Annotated in this window: 17 protein-coding genes; 6 read left to right on the plus strand and 11 right to left on the minus strand. The window is 68.4% G+C overall.

What is annotated here, in order from left to right; all coding sequences use genetic code 11:
• Positions 1-5: 5 nt before the first annotated feature.
• Together QFZ69_RS20300 and QFZ69_RS20305 are read right to left on the minus strand one after the other, a co-directional pair.
• Positions 6-1,169: a GGDEF domain-containing protein gene (locus QFZ69_RS20300; protein WP_306913979.1), complete on the minus strand. Its 1,164-nt coding sequence runs from the start codon at positions 1,167-1,169 to the stop codon at positions 6-8.
• Between the two features lie 312 nt (positions 1,170-1,481).
• Positions 1,482-2,087: a malonic semialdehyde reductase gene (locus QFZ69_RS20305; protein ID WP_306919524.1), complete on the minus strand. Its 606-nt coding sequence runs from the start codon at positions 2,085-2,087 to the stop codon at positions 1,482-1,484.
• 209 nt (positions 2,088-2,296) lie between these two features.
• Here QFZ69_RS20305 and QFZ69_RS20310 point away from each other — a divergent pair, with 209 nt between their 5' ends.
• Entirely contained in the window at positions 2,297-3,652 is a 1,356-nt protein-coding gene (locus tag QFZ69_RS20310) for a uracil-xanthine permease family protein (protein ID WP_306913981.1), read from the plus strand.
• Between the two features lie 94 nt (positions 3,653-3,746).
• Here QFZ69_RS20310 and QFZ69_RS20315 read toward each other — a convergent pair whose 3' ends face one another.
• Positions 3,747-4,265, minus strand: a complete 519-nt coding sequence (locus QFZ69_RS20315; RefSeq protein WP_306913983.1) for a hypothetical protein — start codon at positions 4,263-4,265, stop codon at positions 3,747-3,749.
• Positions 4,266-4,522: 257 nt separating this feature from the next.
• On the opposite strand from QFZ69_RS20315, the gene QFZ69_RS20320 reads away from it, so the two are divergent.
• A complete protein-coding gene (locus QFZ69_RS20320; RefSeq protein WP_306913985.1) occupies positions 4,523-5,017 on the plus strand; it encodes a DUF6328 family protein in 495 nt (164 codons plus the stop codon).
• Position 5,018: 1 nt separating this feature from the next.
• Complete coding sequence (locus QFZ69_RS20325) at positions 5,019-5,729, plus strand: DUF6766 family protein (RefSeq protein ID WP_306913987.1); 711 nt, start codon at positions 5,019-5,021, stop codon at positions 5,727-5,729.
• Between the two features lie 21 nt (positions 5,730-5,750).
• Here QFZ69_RS20325 and QFZ69_RS20330 read toward each other — a convergent pair whose 3' ends face one another.
• Positions 5,751-6,875 (minus strand): glycerate kinase, encoded by a 1,125-nt coding sequence (locus QFZ69_RS20330; protein WP_306913989.1) that lies wholly within the window; start codon positions 6,873-6,875, stop codon positions 5,751-5,753.
• Positions 6,876-7,104: 229 nt separating this feature from the next.
• Here QFZ69_RS20330 and QFZ69_RS20335 point away from each other — a divergent pair, with 229 nt between their 5' ends.
• The 3 genes from QFZ69_RS20335 (at position 7,105) to QFZ69_RS20345 (ending at position 9,370) form a co-directional block, all read left to right on the plus strand.
• On the plus strand, positions 7,105-7,875 hold the full coding sequence (locus tag QFZ69_RS20335) for a histidine phosphatase family protein (RefSeq protein ID WP_306913990.1): 771 nt from the start codon (positions 7,105-7,107) through the stop codon (positions 7,873-7,875).
• Positions 7,859-8,797, plus strand: coding sequence for an ADP/ATP-dependent (S)-NAD(P)H-hydrate dehydratase (locus QFZ69_RS20340; protein ID WP_306913992.1), 939 nt, complete (start codon positions 7,859-7,861; stop codon positions 8,795-8,797). The genes QFZ69_RS20335 and QFZ69_RS20340 overlap by 17 nt, the downstream gene beginning before the upstream one ends.
• Positions 8,798-8,908: 111 nt before the next feature.
• Positions 8,909-9,370 carry a hypothetical protein gene (locus QFZ69_RS20345; protein WP_306913994.1) on the plus strand — a complete coding sequence of 154 codons (462 nt, stop codon included), beginning with the start codon at positions 8,909-8,911 and terminating at the stop codon, positions 9,368-9,370.
• A 60-nt stretch (positions 9,371-9,430) separates the two neighbouring features.
• Here QFZ69_RS20345 and QFZ69_RS20350 read toward each other — a convergent pair whose 3' ends face one another.
• From QFZ69_RS20350 to nhaA, 7 genes are all read right to left on the minus strand, one after another.
• The gene (locus tag QFZ69_RS20350; RefSeq protein ID WP_306913996.1) at positions 9,431-10,231 is read right to left on the minus strand and encodes a glycerophosphodiester phosphodiesterase; all 801 of its coding nucleotides are present in this window, start codon (positions 10,229-10,231) and stop codon (positions 9,431-9,433) included.
• 43 nt (positions 10,232-10,274) lie between these two features.
• Complete coding sequence (locus QFZ69_RS20355; protein WP_306913998.1) at positions 10,275-10,523, minus strand: hypothetical protein; 249 nt, start codon at positions 10,521-10,523, stop codon at positions 10,275-10,277.
• A 125-nt stretch (positions 10,524-10,648) separates the two neighbouring features.
• Positions 10,649-11,467 (minus strand): HAD family hydrolase, encoded by an 819-nt coding sequence (locus QFZ69_RS20360; RefSeq protein WP_306914000.1) that lies wholly within the window; start codon positions 11,465-11,467, stop codon positions 10,649-10,651.
• A gap of 265 nt (positions 11,468-11,732) precedes the next feature.
• A complete protein-coding gene (locus QFZ69_RS20365; RefSeq protein ID WP_306914002.1) occupies positions 11,733-12,245 on the minus strand; it encodes a YbhB/YbcL family Raf kinase inhibitor-like protein in 513 nt (170 codons plus the stop codon).
• A gap of 9 nt (positions 12,246-12,254) precedes the next feature.
• Positions 12,255-13,259 (minus strand): carbohydrate kinase, encoded by a 1,005-nt coding sequence (locus QFZ69_RS20370; protein ID WP_306914005.1) that lies wholly within the window; start codon positions 13,257-13,259, stop codon positions 12,255-12,257.
• A gap of 61 nt (positions 13,260-13,320) precedes the next feature.
• Positions 13,321-14,685, minus strand: a complete 1,365-nt coding sequence (locus tag QFZ69_RS20375) for an MBL fold metallo-hydrolase (RefSeq protein ID WP_306914007.1) — start codon at positions 14,683-14,685, stop codon at positions 13,321-13,323.
• A gap of 172 nt (positions 14,686-14,857) precedes the next feature.
• Positions 14,858-16,204 (minus strand): Na+/H+ antiporter NhaA, encoded by a 1,347-nt coding sequence (gene nhaA, locus QFZ69_RS20380; RefSeq protein ID WP_306914009.1) that lies wholly within the window; start codon positions 16,202-16,204, stop codon positions 14,858-14,860.
• Positions 16,205-16,461: the final 257 nt, after the last annotated feature.

The raw sequence follows: 16,461 nt of genomic DNA on the forward strand, positions 1-16,461 counted from the left end.
AGCCGTCAGGCGGACTTTTCCTCAAGGTGGCTGGCCAGCACGGAGCGGTCCCTGCCGAGCGATTTCGCCTGGTAGAGGGCCGCGTCGGCCGCGGCAACCATCTTCGGGAGTTCCGCCCGCCCGTGGCTGGTGGCCGCGATGCCGTAACTCACCGTGGGGAGGCGCGGGATCGTGCTGGACTGCCACGTCTCCAGGCGGCGACTGATCTCCGCGGCGATGTCGCTGGCCACCTCCGGGGTGACTCCGGGGAGCAGCAGGATGAATTCCTCGCCGCCGTAGCGGCCCACGAGGTCGGTGGCACGGACCGTCGCCTTGCAGGCATCCGCGAAAGCCTGGAGTGCCGTGTCACCGGCCGAATGGCCGAACTCGTCGTTGATGGCCTTGAAGTGGTCCAGGTCGGCGAGGACCAGGGAGCCGGTGGTCCGGACCCGGTTGAGGCGGCGGAGCTCGTGCTCGGCGAGCTCCAGGAACGCGGCCCGGTTCAGCAGACCGGTCAGGCCATCGAACGTAGCCCGTGCCCGCAAATCCTGGTTCAGCTGCTCGTTGCTGAGCTCGGCCATGGTGAAGGACGCGACGACCAGAATCACGGCCGAAAACAGGGTCGTCGTGACCGATCCGAACACCGAGTGGAACACCGGCCCCTCGGGCCCGTCCGCCAGGAAGGCGACCAGCCGCCCCAGGTAGAACACCGAAAGGATGCCGGCTCCGACGGCGAGCGTCCGGTGCACGCGGGAGAAATTGCGGTCAAGCAGGAAGAGCTCCCGGCACGCCAGGCCGATCAAGACGCCCATCGACGCCAGATAGGACGGTCCGCCTGCCCAGATGTTGGTGGCCGGCTGGTCCAGTACCGAGGCCACGGCGGTGATGGCAGGGGCGACCGCGAGCAGCCATGCCTTGGGCACCGTGGTCCGCAGTGAACGGGCCCCGGCCCAAATACTGGCCGCGCCTGCCACCAGAAGGACGTTTCCGGAGGGGTTGGCCCACACCTGATGGACGGAGCCGTCGAAGAGGTACGCTGCATTGCCGGACAGGAACAGGAGCAGGGCCATGCACCACCAGCCGCTGTAGGCGGAACGGGTCCGGCGGAACGTGATGAAGTAAAAAAGCAGGAGCAGGGTCAAGTCGACCACCGCCAAGGCAACCCGCAACGTCGCGGTGTCAAGCATCATGTTCCGGCCCCCAGTCCGCACCTAATAGCCCGAAATTTGTGGACGCAGCCTCGCGTGACCTTAGTATCGCACCCCGGAAGGAATCCCGGGCGGGTGTTCACGAAATGACGCGCCTCCGGCACCCACGGCATCGCTGCCCCGGGGGCACGACCGGCAGGCCCTGTGCCGTGGACGCGTTTGCGGATTAGACTGGAAGTGGCCCCGGATGCGGCCTTGCGCTCACGCGCAGAATTGCGTCCCGAGTGCCTCCGGCCTGTCCCCCATGGTGCCGGAGGCACCTCCGCGGCTCGGATGCCGGAGGCGGCTGAGGCGTCAGACCGTGCGGACGACCTCTTCGTAGGCGAATTTCGGCTTCGCCGCACCCCACGCGTCAGCAGCGGGCTGGCCGATGTTTACCAGCAGGAAGCTCGCCTGGCCGCCGTCGGGGAAGAACGCACCGTCAATCGCGGCGAAGTCCGCGCCGGTCATGGGCCCGGCGGAGAACCCAAGAGAGCGCACGGCGAGGATAAAGTAACCGGCCTGCAGGTGTGCGTTGTTGTTGCCGGTGGCCGCGGCCAGCTCCGGGGCCGCATCGTACATGGCTTTGGGGGCGTTGTAACCGGGAAGGAAGGTGTCCCACCGCTCCTGCCACGACGTGTCGTAGCTGAGGATTGCGACGAGCGGCGCCGACGCGGTCTTTGCGCGGTTGCCGTTGGACAGGGCGCCCACGAGCGTGGCACGGGCCGCGGCGGAGCGGACATAGGTCACGCGCAGCGGCTGCGAATTGAAGGCGGTCGGCCCGAACTTGGTGAGCTCGTAGATGGCGCGGGCCTGTTCCTCGCTGACTTCGCCGGTAAAGGCGTTGGCCGTGCGGGCCTCGGCAAAGATGGCGTCCACCGCGGCGGCGTCGATTATGGCTTCTTCATGGGCGATCGTCATTCGCATCCCTTCGCTTGATGCCCGGGAGAGCCGGACGTCTGTGCTGTCCATAGTTGCAACCTCCACTGGCATGGTCTGCTTCCCGTCGCGCCCCGTGACGTCCCGCACAGCGGCGCCGCCGCCGCAGCCTGCCGGTAACAGCGGCGCGGTAAAGTTGCTCCGGAAGATTCCTTCCCGCCCCGCCACACATCCTCTGAAAGGCTCAGGCAATGAGCATGCTCGGTACCAAATGGAAGCTCCACGGCAACGGCAGGTCCATCCGCCCGGGCGAGGTCGTCAAGCCCGATGAGCGGCTCGCCTGGCCCCTGACCATCGGCGTCGGCATGCAGCACGTCGTTGCCATGTTTGGCGCCACGTTCCTGGTTCCGATCCTCACGGGCATGCCGCCCGCCACCACGCTTTTCTTCTCCGGCATCGGCACGCTGCTGTTCCTCGTGATCACGAAGGGGCAGGTGCCCAGCTACCTCGGCTCAAGCTTCGCGTTCATCGCCCCGATCATGGCCTCTCAGCAGCAGTACGGCGTTGCTGGAGCACTCGGCGGGGTGGTCCTGGCCGGCGTCGGGCTGGCCATCATCGGCGCCGTCGTGCAGAAGTTCGGGGCGGGCTGGATCAACCGCCTGATGCCGCCGATCGTCACCGGTGCCATCGTCGCACTGATCGGCCTCAACCTTGCACCCGCGGCGAAGAACAACTTCGATGCCGCCCCGATCACCGCTCTCATCACGCTGGCAACCATCATTCTGGTCAGTGTCATGTTCCGCGGGATCCTCGGCCGGCTGAGCATCCTTGCCGGCGTGGTGGTGGGCTACCTTGTGGCAATGTTCCGTGGCGAGGTCGACTACACCAAGATGGACGGCGCCGCCTGGATCGGGCTGCCGCATTTCCAGACCCCCGAATTCCACCTCGGCGTCGTCGGCCTGTTCGTGCCGGTGGTGCTGGTGCTGGTCGCCGAGAACATCGGCCATGTGAAGTCCGTTTCGGCCATGACCGGCCAGAACCTCGACGGCGTCTCCGGACGGGCGCTGATGGCCGACGGCGCGGCGACAGTTCTCGCCGGCGTGGGCGGCGGTTCGGGGACGACCACGTACGCGGAGAACATCGGCGTCATGGCGGCGACGAAGGTCTACTCGACCGCGGCCTACTGGGTGGCTGGCCTCTTTGCCGTGCTGCTGAGCTTCTCACCGAAGTTCGGCGAGCTGATCGCGACCGTCCCGGCGGGCGTGCTGGGCGGGGCGGCCACCATGCTCTACGGCATGATCGGCGTCCTCGGCGTGAAGATCTGGGTCCAGAACAAGGTGAACTTCTCCAACCCCGTGAACCTGACGACCGCCGCCGTCGCGCTCATTGTCGGCATTGCGGACTACAGGTGGACCATCGGCGACCTGACGTTCACGGGCATTGCCCTGGGTTCCGCGGCGGCACTGGTGATCTACCACGGCATGAAGGCCATCGCGAAGGCCCGCGGCACGGTGTCAGAGCCGGAAACCGAAGAGCCTGCGGCTCTCGCGGCCATGAAGGCCGCGGCCAACGCCGCCGCCAAACGCGCACCAAAGAAACGGCGCTAACTGCCCGCAACCTTCAAACGAAGGGCCGGCGTCCGGCCACCATGGGGTGGCAGGACGCCGGCCTTTCGCCAATTACAGCGGGTTCGACGGCGGGTTAGCCGGCGTCGAACGGTTCCGCGTCGTCGCCGCTGTCCTTCGGCGACCTGCTCTCCGGCAGGTCCGTGCCGGAACCGTCAGGCAGCCCTGCGGCATCCTGGCCCGGCTCCGAGGAGAACGGCCGCCCGGCGTCGGGTTGGTCGGTGTTGGAATCATCCATCTCCGCCTCTGAGGAAGGCACTGCTGCCTCCGAATCATCGGGTCCGTTCGCGTCGTATCCCGGTCCTGAAGTGGCGTTTTCGGAACTCAATTGTTCCTCCGTTCCCCCGAAGCGTCCGGCTCCGGGTTCTCCTGCGCTGTCCTGGTCTTCTGCGCCGAACTGGCTGAGGTCCGGCGCTCCGGCCGGGAAGGTCTCGCCGTCCGGAGTGTCCTGGCTGAGGCCCGCAGCGTCGAACGCCTCTTCCTCCCGGGGCTGGGCGAACTTTTTCGCGTCCCCGGCGGGCATCTCCTGCTCCGCCGTGGGGGTGCCGTAGCCACCGGCTTCTTCGATCGGGTCGTGCTGGTTGTCCTGAGTCATGTCATTCCTCCTGCTGTTGGAATCGTGGTGAATCCTGACTTAATCCCTCGGTGAAGGGCGGGCGGCGGCTGCCCGAGAGGCCCTTTCCGCCGGCACGAACCGGCTCCTCGAAGCTATCCCAGCGAAGTAAACAGTTCCACCCTACCCGCAAAATAGTCAGCAGACTTAGTACCAACTTGAATTTAGTAAGTCCCAAGCCTAGGTTGACTGTTAGCTGCCACCCGCAGTCCGATCCGCACCTACCGGAGGTTCGTCCAGTGCCTGATCAAGAAGAGTTGCCGAGGGACGGCAGAAACGAGTCCGTCGACGAAAAAATGGACCGCAACTGGATGGAACTCCTGCAGGAACTCCGGGTGTTGCAGACCGGGGTGCAGATCCTCGCGGGCTTCCTGCTGACCCTGCCGTTCCAGTCAAGGTTCAGCACGTTGGACGATTTCCAGGTCAACCTCTACCTGGCCAACGTGGCGCTGGCCGCACTCACCACGGCGGTGATCCTGCTGCCCGTGAGCGTGCACCGACGCCTGTTCCGCTTGCGCCTCAAGGCCACGCTCGTCTCCAGCGCCGACCGGATCGCGAAGGTGGCCCTGGCCGGCATCGGGCTCCTCAGCGTCGGTACCTCCGCGATGGTCTTCGACGTCGCGGCTGGACGGACGGCCGGGCTCACCGCCGGGGCGGTGCTGCTGGCGGCGCTGCTGGTCCTCCTGGTCTACGTGCCCAACAGGCTCCGCCAGCGGGCAGGCGAAGGAAAATGAGATGACAAGCACCGCAAACCATCCGCGCAGCGCATCCTCAGGAGGAACCGGGGGCAAGTGGGTGAAGGAACACGGTCTTCTGTTGGCCAACATCGGGCTCTTCGTCGTCTTCTTCGGCGGGATGATCATCAGCGGCGCCGCCGACTACAGCGAGGACCAGGTGGTCCACGGGGAATCAGCCGTTTCGGTGCTTGAATACCTCGGGACCGGGGCATTCCTGGAGGCGACCTTTGAGAACTGGGAGTCAGAGTTCCTGCAGATGGGCATGTACGTCATCCTGACGGTCTTCCTCTTCCAGAAGGGCTCCTCGGAATCGAAGCCGATGGGGAAAGAGGCCCCGCAGGACCAGGATCCGCGGGACGCACCCGTCAAGGCCAGCACACCGTGGCCGGTGCGGCGCGGCGGCTGGGTCCTCAAGCTCTATGAGCACTCCTTGTCGGTCATGTTCCTGCTGCTGTTCCTCATGTCCATTTCCCTCCATGCGATCGGCGGAACCGAGGGGTACAGCGAGGAGCAGCAAAGCCACGGCCAACCGCCGGTGACCGTGCTCGAGTACCTCGCGACGAGCAGGTTCTGGTTCGAATCCTTCCAGAACTGGCAGAGCGAATTCCTGGCCGTCGCCGTGCTGGTAGGCGCCTCGGTCTACCTCCGCGAGAAAGGCTCCCCGGAATCCAAGCCGGTGGCCGAACCGCACTATGACACCGGCGCCTGAGGGACACCGGCGCCTGAAGCCTCAGGCCCCTTCCAGGACCCGGCTGGTGGCCCAGACGAGGTACTTCGCGGCGTTCGCGACGGCGTCGGCCGGGCTTCCCGCGAGGTCCAGCAGCTGGGCGGCGGCCACCACCCCATGCCCGGCGAGGTCCTCCGGCGTGACCAGGATGCGTCCTGCCACCACGATCACCGGAATGCCGAGCTCGCGGGCGGCATCGGCTAGCGCAATCGGTGCCTTCCCGGTGAGCGACTGCGAATCCAGCGATCCCTCCCCCGTGATCACCAGGTCGGCCTCGGCGAGTTTTCCGGCGAGGCCGGTGAGGCCCGCCACCAGCTCGAAGCCGCCTTCCAGCCGTGCCTTGCCGAAGGCCAGGAACGACGCCGGGAATCCGCCCGCAGCTCCGGCCCCGGGGACGTTGACGTCCCGGCCGGTGCACTGGCGCAACACCGAGGCCCAGTTGCGGAGGCCTGCGTCGAGCAGCGCCACGGCGTCCTCGTCAGCGCCCTTCTGCGGACCGAAGACGTGCGCCGCCCCGTCTTCCCCGAACAGTGGATTCTGCACGTCGACGGCGATCCGGAAGGTCACCGCAGTCAGCCGGGGATCGAGTCCGCTGACATCCACAGATGCCACGTCCGCCAGCGATCCGCCGCCCAGCGGCACAACGTTGCCGGCGGCATCCAGCGGCTTCAGGCCCAGGGCCCGGAGCGCTCCGCTGCCGGCGTCGCTCATCGCCGAGCCGCCCAGGCCGAGCACGATCTCGGTGGCGCCGGCGTCCAGGGCGGCGGCAATCAGCTGTCCGCAGCCGTAGCTGTGGGCGCGCAGGGCGTTGGCCGGGGTCGGCTCCATGTCCGCCAAGCCGGACGCCTGTGCCGTTTCGATGATGGCGGTCGCGCCGCCGAAGGCATCGTTGCGGATCGCCCAGGCGGCACCGACCGGGGCCAGGATGGGCCCGACGACGGCGTTGAGCCGCTCCTCGTACCCGGCCGCGACGGCTGCCTCGAGGGTTCCTTCGCCGCCGTCGGCGATCGGAAACTGGACGGTCTCGGCGTCGGGGTAGACCCGCAAGGCGCCTTCGGCCATGGCGGCGGCGGCTTCGACGGCCGTGAGCGAACCTTTGAATTTGTCCGGGGCGATGAGGATGCGCATGGTTCTATCCTGCCAGTTCCCTTGATGGCCGGGCGCGGTCTCCGGGATACGGCCCGGTCCCGGGACGGCGGGTTCCGGGTTCGGGTTCGAATGGCCGCTTCCGGCCCGGGTTCGAGTGGCGGGTCCCGGGACGGCGGGTTCCGGGACGGTGGGCGGAGGCGGCGACAACTCGGAGCGGCGGTAGTAACGTGACAGCGAGGCAGAATCGGACCGGACCCAGGGGGGCGAAGTGAACGAGACCACTGGCCGGGGCCGTGACTTACCCGGCGTGACGCAACTGCTGCTGGTCCGCCACGGCGAAAGCCAAGGGAACGTCGCCGCGGCGCTGGCGCATCAGGCCGGTGCGCACGTCATCCAAGTGCCTGCCCGCGACGCCGACGTCGAGCTGTCCGACACCGGACGCGAGCAGGCGCTGGCCCTGGGCCGGCTGCTGGCTGGCTTCCCGGCTGAAAGCCGCGCCGTCGTCTGGTCCTCGCCTTATGTCCGGGCGCGGCAGACGGCGGAACTCGCCGTCACCACCGGCGGCTGGCAGACGCCGGTCCTGATTGATGAACGGCTCCGCGACCGCGAACTCGGCATCCTCGATATGCTCACCTCGCTCGGAGTGGAAGCGCGGCTTCCCGAGGAAGCAGAACGCCGGCGGTGGCTGGGCAAGTTCTACTACCGCCCGCCCGGGGGTGAGTCCTGGGCCGACGTCGCCCTGCGCCTGCGCTCCCTGCTCCGGGACCTGGACCGCCGGCACCCCGGGCAGAGCGTGATGCTGGTCTGCCACGACGCCGTGATCCTGCTGATCCGGTACGTCCTGGAAGGCCTGACGGAGCGCGAACTCCTGGACATCGCCGCCACCTCCACCATCCTCAATGCCTCGGTCAGCCGTTTTGTCCGACCGGATGGCACCGGCCCCTGGCAGCTGGAGAGTTTCAACATGGCCGACCACCTGATGAGCGAAGGGGTTCCGGTGACCCAACACTCAGGAGATGCCAATGTCCACCCCCGCTGAACCGGTCACTCCGACCCTGCTGAGGGGCTGGCCGCTGCCCGGCGGCGGGTCGGGCAAAGATGACCGCGGCTCCGTCCTGGTGATCGGCGGGGCCAGGATGACGCCCGGGGCGGCGCTGCTTTCCGGGGTCGCGGCGCTCCGTTCCGGTGCCGGCCGGCTCACCCTGGCCGTGGCCGAGTCCGTTGCGGTGCAGCTTGCAGTCGCGCTCCCCGAGGCCGGCGTGCTGGGCCTGCCGGAAACCCCGTCGGGATCCGTCGCCGGCTCGGCGGCGGCCTCCGCCCTCGTCGGAGAGCTGGATTCCGCAGATGCCGTCCTGGTGGGGCCGGGCCTCGACGACAAGGACGAGGCAGTGGCCCTGGTCCGCGGGATGCTCGCGATGGCGGCGGACGTGGCACGTCCGGCCATCATCCTCGACGCCTACGCCCTGGGCACCCTGCCCGACTTGGAGGGCGAGCTGGAACCGTGGGCGGACCGGCTGATCCTGACCCCGAATATAACTGAGGCCGGCATCATGCTCGGCCGGGACGTGAACGACCTGCACCGGGACGTGCCGGAACTCGCCGACAAATACCAAGCCGTGGTGAGCTGCCAGGGGGTCATCGTGGCCCCGCGCCGGGCCGGGAAAGCTGACGGAGCCGGCAGTGTCGGGACCGGTGACCAGAACGGGCCGGGGCGCGGCGGCCACTGGGAAATCACCACCGGGCACAGCGGGCTGGGCACTTCGGGTAGCGGGGACGTGCTCTCCGGGATCATTGCCGGTCTCCGGGCCCGTGGAACCACCGACGCCCAGGCCGCCTGCTGGGGCACGCATCTGCATGCCGCCGCCGGCGATCGGCTTGCCAGCCGGTTGGGTGGGCTGGGCTATCTCGCCCGCGAACTCACCGAAGAGCTCCCGCCGCTGATGATGGAGCTCTCCAGCTGACCGCCGGGCTCCACCCGGACGCGGGCTCTGGACGACCCGTAAGCATGCTGATTAGGCTGGAGGAGCAGGGCCGGCAGCCCCGGCCGCACGGTGTCGACTAAGGAGACGGCGATGGGTATCGGAGACAGCATCAGCAAGGCGGCGGAGAACGCCATGGAGGATCTTGGCGGCACCGCGGAGAAGTCCGACGACGCTCATGCCCCTGATCCCGGTAATCCGCGGGACGACGTCCAGGTGCATTCCTCGATCAGCGAGGGCTCCAACGCCCTCGACGGCGAGAGCAGCAGTTCCGGTGCCGGTGCAGGTGCCGCTGCCGGTTCCGATTCCGGTTCCGGTTCCGACAGCGAGCCGGGCACGGACCCGTCGCGCCTCACCCCCGGCGACCCCGGCGGTTCGCCGCTGGACTCCCCGCCGCCTGCCCCGACCGAGGAACCGGGAGGAACTCCCCCGCTGAATGATCCGCACGACATCCCGGGCCCGGGCGGCTTGCCGGGTCCCGACCCGGAGGACCTGCGGGCGGATCCCTCCGAGGGCGCCGAGGACCCGGGCGCCGGCAGCATGGGCCGCGGCTAGGTTCCCGCCGGAGGAGCGGCCTCCGGCGGCGGCACGCGGTTCACGGCGGCGGCACGCGGTTCAGTTCCGCCATGTGCCGCGCTCCTGGAGCACGTGTTTGAGCAGGTCGGCGCGGTCCGTGACGAGCCCGTCGACACCCAGGTCCAGCAGCCGGTGCATCTCGGCCGGCTCATTGATGGTCCAGACGTGCACCTGCAGGCCGTGCCGGTGGGCGCGCCTCACAAAGCCCGGCGTCACCACGGTCACGGCACCGAAGCGGACGGGCACCTGCAGGGCTTGGACGCCGCGGAACGCCCTGCGCGCTACGAGCCGCAGCAGCGGGGCGGGCAGTACCGGGCCCAGCAGGACGAATAGGCCGGTGGAGACGATTCCGGCGGAGCCCGCCGCCGGACGGCTGAGCTGCTTCAGCACGGCCCGGCGCCGGCGGTCCGAAAAACTGGCAACCAGCACGCGGTCATGCAGCCCGTACCGCTCGATCGCCGCAGCCAGGGTGGCCACCGAGTTCCAGTCCTTGACATCGAGGTTCAACCGGACGTCCGGAAACGCGGTGATGAGCTCCTCGAAGAGCGGGATCGGTTCCGTGCCTCCAATCCGGGCGCGCGCGACCGTCGCCGCAGACAGCTCCGAGATCCGTCCCCGGCCATCCGTGATCCGGTCCAGGGCCTCATCGTGGAACAGCAGCAGCACGCCGTCGGCCGTGGTGTGCACGTCGGTCTCAAGGTGCCGGAAGCCGAGGTCGACGGCGGCACCGAACGCGGCCATCGAGTTTTCCAGGCCCTCCCGGGAGAAGCCGCGGTGGGCCAGGGCGAGGGGTCCGTCGGCGGCCCCGTCAACGGAAAAGTACGGGTGCGACGCGATCATGCCTGAAGCGTACCGGAGCGCGGCGGCCCCGGCAGCGCGAGGATCAGGAGACGGGCAGAAGGATTTCGACGCCGTCGCTGCAGTGCAGCAGGGTGCGCCCCCGGCCGCCGTCGAGGTCGATCCAGACCACCGTGTGGTCTTCCGTGACGGCGTCGATGAGGCCCCCGGTTTCATAGCCGGGGCGCGTCCGGACGGAAACCCTGTCTCCGCGACGCAGGTTCTTCCAGCGGGGGTCCGGTTCGACCCGTCGCAGAGGTTGTTCGTCGGTGCGTTGAATGCGGTGCCTGGCCATGATTTCCCCACTATCGGTTGAACGATCCGTCGTGAGATTTCAGCCTATGAGCCCAAAATGAACGTGAGTTGACCGGAAGCTGGGAATCCGGTGATCACGCAGAGGCAGGTCGAGGGCGGCCCGGGTCAGGGAAGGCTGACGCCCAGGGCTGCGAGCTTGGCCTCGAGGATCTGCGCGACGCCGTCGTCGTCGAAGTGGGGCGCCTGCTGGCCGGCCGCGCGGATAGCCTCCGGGTGGCCGCTGGCCATGGCGTACCCGTCCCCGGCCCAGCGGAGCATTTCGATGTCGTTGGGCATGTCCCCGAATGCCACCACGTCTCCGGCCTCGATGCCCAGGGAGGCAGCGTACTCGGCGAGCGTGACGGCCTTGTTGACGCCTGGAAGGGACAATTCCAGGAGGGCGATGTTCGGCGCGGAATGGGTGGCCGCGGCCAAATGCGCGACGGCGGGCGTCACTTCAGCGAGGAACTCGTCCGCGGTGCCCTCCTTCACGACGGCGAGAAACTTCACCACGGAATCGTCCGCGGTGAGCGTGCTTTGCAGCGGCGCCGGGGTGAACTCGGCGAGCAGCTCGCTGGAGCCGTTCTCGATGAAGCCCGGCTCCAGGTGGAACCCCGTCAGGGTTTCGGCGGCGAACAGTGCCGAGGGCCGGATTCGCTGGATGATGCGGCGTGTCTCGAAGACGGCGTTGAGGTCCAGACCGCGGGCCGAGACCAGCCGGTCAGCTTCCAGGTCCCAGACCACGGCGCCGTTGGAGCAGATGACGGTCCCGGTGTGGCCCAGTTGGTCCTGCAGCGGGTGCAGCCAGCGCGGCGGGCGTCCCGTGACGAAGACAAGTTCGACCCCGGCTTTGCGGCACGCGTAGAAGGCACGGACTGTGCGTTCGCTGATTTTGCCGTCGTGGCCGAGGATCGTTCCGTCAATGTCACTTGCTACCAGCCGCATACTGCCAGTCTACGTGGGCGTGGCGGCGCAGGTGGCGGGGCGGGGGGTTGCGGGGCGGGGCGTGGAGGCGGGCGCGGGGGTGCAAGGCGGGCGCGGGGCCACCAGGGCGCGGGGCGGGTGGGGCGGGCCGCCGTCGGACTCGCCGGAACCGCGCGAAGTCGCCGGAAGGCAACGGCGACCGCGCGAGTTTCCGGCGAATCCACGGGCGTGGAAGCGCTACGGCGCGCGCGGCGGCTACGGGAGCACGGCCGGCGCGGCGGCCTGCCTAATGCCGTTCGTAGATTCCGGTAAGGGTGGCCCGGGCCAGGGTGTGGCGGGAGAGCTTGCTTTCGAGACTTGCCGGGGAGGTGTGGTTGTCCAGTCCGGACTGCTCCACGTCAAGGGCATGGACCGTGACGACGTAACGGTGCGGACCGTGGCCAGGCGGCGGCGCAGCTCCCACGTAGCCGTGGAAGCCGGCGTCGTTCTTCAGCTGCTGGGCGCCCGGCGGGAGCTCCCGGCCGCCCTCTGCGCCCGCCCCGGCCGGCAGGGACGTAACGTCGGCCGGGAGGTCCAGGACGGCCCAGTGCCAGAACCCGCCACGGCCGGGGGCATCCGGGTCGAACACGGTCACGGCATAGCTTCGGGTTCCGGCCGGTGCGCCGCTCCAGCTCAGCTGTGGGGACTCATCCTGCCCGCCGGCGCGCATCTTGCCGCTGCGCTGCGCCGGCGGAAGGGTCTGGCCGTCCTGGAACGATTCGCTGCTGACGTGGAATGCCGGGGCGTCGTGGCTTGTCATGGCTGCCTTTCAAATGATGGGGAGATTGGCACTTTCAGCGCCGGTGGTGCCCGAATCCGCAGGCAGGAACGCCTGCGCTTCGAGCTCCATCCGGTTCAGTTCCGCGCGGGTCGGCGGGTTGGCGCCCGCGCGCGAGACCGTCACGGCGGCTGCCCACGCCGCGCGGGCCAGGAGGTCCCGGAGGCTGTCGGCGGACAGTTCCCGGAGGTCCTTGCGGTTCTGCGCCCCGTCGAGGCCGAGATCCACGATCCCGGACAGCAGCGCGGCCATGAAGGAATCTCCGGCGCCCACGGTGTCCGCCACATTGACCGAGGGGGCCGGGAACTGGGCTTCCCCGGACGCGTTGACACCCCAAGGTCCTTCAGCTCCGCGCGTCACCACCACCAGGGCGGGGCCTTCCGAACCGCCCAGAGACAGCCAGCGGCGGGCCGAATCCAGCGGGTCCTCCCCGGGATAGAGCCATTCCAGGTCCTCGTCCGAGGCCTTGACGACGTCCGCGAGCGAGACGAACTTTTCGGTTTGCCGGCGGGCGTAGTCCACGTCGGTGATGATGCTGGGGCGGCAGTTCGGATCGAAGCTGATGGTCACGGAGGGATGGGCATGCTCCACGGCGGCCAGCACTTCCGCGGCGCCGGGGGCGAGCATGGTGGCGATCGAGCCGGTGTGCAGCAGGGTGGTGCCCTGCAGCATGAACGGCAGCCGGTCGGCGAGGCCGGGCAGCTCCCAGGCGAGGTCGAAGGTGTAGCTGGCGGCGCCGTCGTCGTCGATCAGAGCAGTGGCCACGCTGGTAGGGACCTCGTCCGGTCCCACCGGGAGCAGCACGGAACTGGACCGTAGATGCGCTGCCACCGCGTCGCCGTAGGCGTCCTTTCCATAGCGGCCGATGAACTGCACCGGGTGGTCGAGCCTGGCCAAACCGACCGCAACATTGAGGGGGCTACCGCCCACGTGGGCCTGAATACCGGAGGAGCGCTGGACCACGTCGACAAGGCCCTCGCCAATTACTGTGAGCATGGTCATACTCTGCCAGAGAACGCGGCCGGACGCTCCAGTGTTTCGCTGCGTGCGTCTTCGTTCAGACCGGAGAGTTGCCGGACGTGTGCACGGGGATCCCGGCGGCCGCGGCGTCGCCGAACCTGGCGTCGATGAGGACCACGTCCCTGCCGGCGCGGTGCAGCAGGCTGGCGGCAATGCCGGCGCGGTACCCGGACGCGCAGTGGACCCAGAGCTTTCCGGCGGGAACTTCCTCCAGGCGCATCAGCAGTTCATGCAGCGGGATGTTGACGGCCCCGGCTATCCGCGACGACGCATATTCGTCCGCGCGGCGCACGTCGAGCACGATGTCATCGCCGGCGCTCTCCGTAGGGACCCGGTCCCAGCCCACGCGGGGATAGGAGACGACGGCGGCCCGGGGCGCCAGCGTTCCCGGGTCGGCGCCGACGGCGGCGTCCGGGGAGTCGATGCCGATCCGGGAGAGGTCGCGGATGGCGTTCTCCACATCCTCGCGGGATCCGACCAGCGTCAACGGCTCGCCCCACGGCATCACCCAGCCGAGGTAGGTGCTGAAGCTGTCGCGGTATTCGAAGCTCACGCTGCCCTGCAGGTGGCTGCTGGCGAAGGCGATGCGGCGTCGCAGGTCCACCACCCATTCGCCGTCGTTGAGGCGCCGGGTGAGTTCCACGGCGTCGAGCGATTCCGGCACGGTCAGCTGCGCCGGCCCCGGGCCCCGGGCGTTGGCCACGGCCATGTGAGCGTAGTAGGACGGGTAGGCCGTGAGGTTGGCGATGAGTTCACGGACAAAGTGGTCCTCGTCCGGGTCCGTGAGGGCGTGGTTAACGGTCAGCTGCTCGCCGATGGTCGAGGATCCGGCCCCGCTGGCCGGGCCGGAAGAGCAGAAGGAGCCGAAGCCGTGGGTTGGAAAGAGCGCGGCGTCGGGTGCGGCCTCTCCGGCCAGGCGCCGCGCCGAGGCGTACTGCTCATGGGTGAGGCCGATCGTGTCGGCGGCGGAGACGAGGTCCGTCCGGCCCACCGAACCGTAGAGCAGGCTGCCGCCGGAGAAGACCGCCTGCTTGACGCCGTCGTCGACAATGAAGGACAGGTGCGTGTGGGTGTGGCCGGGTGTGGCGACGGCCCTCACCGTGAACGAACCGATCCGGACGCTCTGGCCGTCCCCGATCGGCTGGCGCTCGAACTTCACCGGATCCGCGGCGTTCACGAGGTAGCTCGCGCCATGCGCCTGCGCCAGGGCAAAGCCCCCGGTGAGGTAGTCGTTGTGCAGATGGGTTTCGGCCACGTGCGTGATGGTCACCCCGGCCTCCCGAGCGGCGGCTTCGACGCGGTCCGTGTCCCGCTGCGGATCTATGACCAGCGCCACCGTCCCGTCATGGACGAGGTAGCTGCGGTCCCCCAGTTGTGGGGTCTCGATCACGATGACGTCCATTCTCCCCTCCTGCGGCCTGCCCGCAACTGCCTGCTCCGACGGTTCTGCTCAGCCCGTTCTGCTCTGCGGCATGTGCGTCCGTTCCAGCTGCGGGAAAACCGGCGGCTGCCTACCCCCTAACGATACCCTCCAAGGGTATGACTGCGGGCTTGGAAATGACTGCCGAGGCCGTCTAACCCGCACCGTCCTGCTGGTAGATATCCGGAATGCCATCGCGGTCGGAATCTATTTTCTCGTCCTCCTCGGCCTTGCGGTAATGCCGGTTCCGGGCCCGCAACACCACCGCCGCCAGCAGTGCGGCCAGCAGGGAGGCTGTCAGGATCCCCACCTTGGCATGGTCGTCGTGGCCGCTGCCATGGCCGAAGCTCAGTTCGGCGACCAGCAGCGATACCGTGAAGCCGATGCCGGCCAGGACCGCTACGCCCAGGACGTCGATCCACTTGAACGAGTCATCCAGGCGGGCCTTGGTGACCTTGATCAGCAGCCAGGTGGTGCCGAGGATGCCTAGTGGTTTACCCAGCACGAGGGCAAGGATGATGCCTACGGCCACCGGGCTGCTGAGGGCCGAACCGAGTCCCTCCCAGCCGCCCACCGAGACGCCGGCCGAGAAAAAGGCAAAGAGCGGCACCGCGATGCCGGCGGAGATGGGACGGGAACGGTGTTCGAAGACCTCGGCCAGCCCGGGCCCTGCCTCCGGGCCGCCGCCGGCCTTGGAGCGGAGGACCGGGATGGCAAAGCCCAGCAGGACGCCGGCCACCGTGGCGTGGATGCCGGAGGCATGAACGAGGGCCCAGACCATCACGCCCAACGGCATCAGGATGACCCAGGCGGCGCCGGCCCTGACGCCGAAGAAGAGCCGGTACTTCTGCGCCAGGAAGGTGTAGAGACCCAGCGGAATGAGGGCCAGCAGGAGCGGCACCGGCTGCAGGTCGCTGGAGTAGAAGACCGCGATGATGGTGATGGCCAGCAGATCGTCGACCACCGCGAGGGTCAACAGGAAAATTCGCAGGGCGCTCGGGAGGTGCGATCCGATAATGGCCAGCACCGCGACGGCGAATGCGATGTCGGTGGCGGTGGGGATGGCCCAGCCCCGCAGGGTCCCGGGACTGCCGAGATTGACCAGGGCGTAGATGACTGCCGGAATGACTACACCCCCAAAGGCGGCGGCCACCGGAACGATCGACTTGCTGGGCTCGCGCAGGTCCCCCGCGATGAATTCCCGTTTAAGCTCGAGCCCGACCAGGAAGAAGAAGATGGCGAGCAGCCCGTCGGCGGCCCAGGCCCCCAGGCTCAGGTCCAAATGCCACGGCTGGTAGCCGATAGTGAAATCCCGGAGGGCAAAGTAGCTGCCGGACGCCGGCGAATTGGCCCAGATGAGGGCGATCACGGCCGCCCCCACAAGCAGGGCACCGCCCACTGTTTCCTTGCGGAGGATTTCCCCGATCCGCAGCGATTCGGCATAGCTGCCCCGGCCGAAGACGGTGTTGCGCGGCGGGACGGGAGGAGGCGGATGGCTCATTAGGGTTCCTAAATTCGGCTCGACAGAACTATTGCCGACCAGACTTCCCGGCGCACCTCGACCCAGTCTAGGCATCCGCCGGGTCTTCCGCCAGCGATCCGGCGCTCCGCGCGCGTCCGCTGAAGTCGGGAGCGCGGACCAGCGACTTCCCGGCGACGCAAAGGTCTACCGCACACGGTCGATGATAAGTAGGCTTAGCACGCAGGGGCTCGCCGGCCCAGTCACACCACATCCGAGCAAGCACTGCCCGAGAGGAC

The organism is Arthrobacter sp. V1I7 (assembly GCF_030817015.1).
Lineage (GTDB): Bacteria > Actinomycetota > Actinomycetes > Actinomycetales > Micrococcaceae > Arthrobacter.

What these genes read in the sequence shown, in the direction of transcription:
- QFZ69_RS20300 (WP_306913979.1), bottom strand. Translation starts at nt 1,169, where the DNA reads ATGATGCTTGACACCGCGACGTTGCGGGTTGCCTTGGCGGTGGTCGAC.
- QFZ69_RS20305 (WP_306919524.1), bottom strand. Translation starts at nt 2,087, where the DNA reads ATGACGATCGCCCATGAAGAAGCCATAATCGACGCCGCCGCGGTGGAC.
- QFZ69_RS20310 (WP_306913981.1), top strand. Translation starts at nt 2,297, where the DNA reads ATGAGCATGCTCGGTACCAAATGGAAGCTCCACGGCAACGGCAGGTCC.
- QFZ69_RS20315 (WP_306913983.1), bottom strand. Translation starts at nt 4,265, where the DNA reads ATGACTCAGGACAACCAGCACGACCCGATCGAAGAAGCCGGTGGCTAC.
- QFZ69_RS20325 (WP_306913987.1), top strand. Translation starts at nt 5,019, where the DNA reads ATGACAAGCACCGCAAACCATCCGCGCAGCGCATCCTCAGGAGGAACC.
- QFZ69_RS20330 (WP_306913989.1), bottom strand. Translation starts at nt 6,875, where the DNA reads ATGCGCATCCTCATCGCCCCGGACAAATTCAAAGGTTCGCTCACGGCC.
- QFZ69_RS20340 (WP_306913992.1), top strand. Translation starts at nt 7,859, where the DNA reads ATGTCCACCCCCGCTGAACCGGTCACTCCGACCCTGCTGAGGGGCTGG.
- QFZ69_RS20345 (WP_306913994.1), top strand. Translation starts at nt 8,909, where the DNA reads ATGGGTATCGGAGACAGCATCAGCAAGGCGGCGGAGAACGCCATGGAG.
- QFZ69_RS20350 (WP_306913996.1), bottom strand. Translation starts at nt 10,231, where the DNA reads ATGATCGCGTCGCACCCGTACTTTTCCGTTGACGGGGCCGCCGACGGA.
- QFZ69_RS20355 (WP_306913998.1), bottom strand. Translation starts at nt 10,523, where the DNA reads ATGGCCAGGCACCGCATTCAACGCACCGACGAACAACCTCTGCGACGG.
- QFZ69_RS20360 (WP_306914000.1), bottom strand. Translation starts at nt 11,467, where the DNA reads ATGCGGCTGGTAGCAAGTGACATTGACGGAACGATCCTCGGCCACGAC.
- QFZ69_RS20365 (WP_306914002.1), bottom strand. Translation starts at nt 12,245, where the DNA reads ATGACAAGCCACGACGCCCCGGCATTCCACGTCAGCAGCGAATCGTTC.
- QFZ69_RS20370 (WP_306914005.1), bottom strand. Translation starts at nt 13,259, where the DNA reads ATGCTCACAGTAATTGGCGAGGGCCTTGTCGACGTGGTCCAGCGCTCC.
- QFZ69_RS20375 (WP_306914007.1), bottom strand. Translation starts at nt 14,685, where the DNA reads ATGGACGTCATCGTGATCGAGACCCCACAACTGGGGGACCGCAGCTAC.
- nhaA (WP_306914009.1), bottom strand. Translation starts at nt 16,204, where the DNA reads ATGAGCCATCCGCCTCCTCCCGTCCCGCCGCGCAACACCGTCTTCGGC.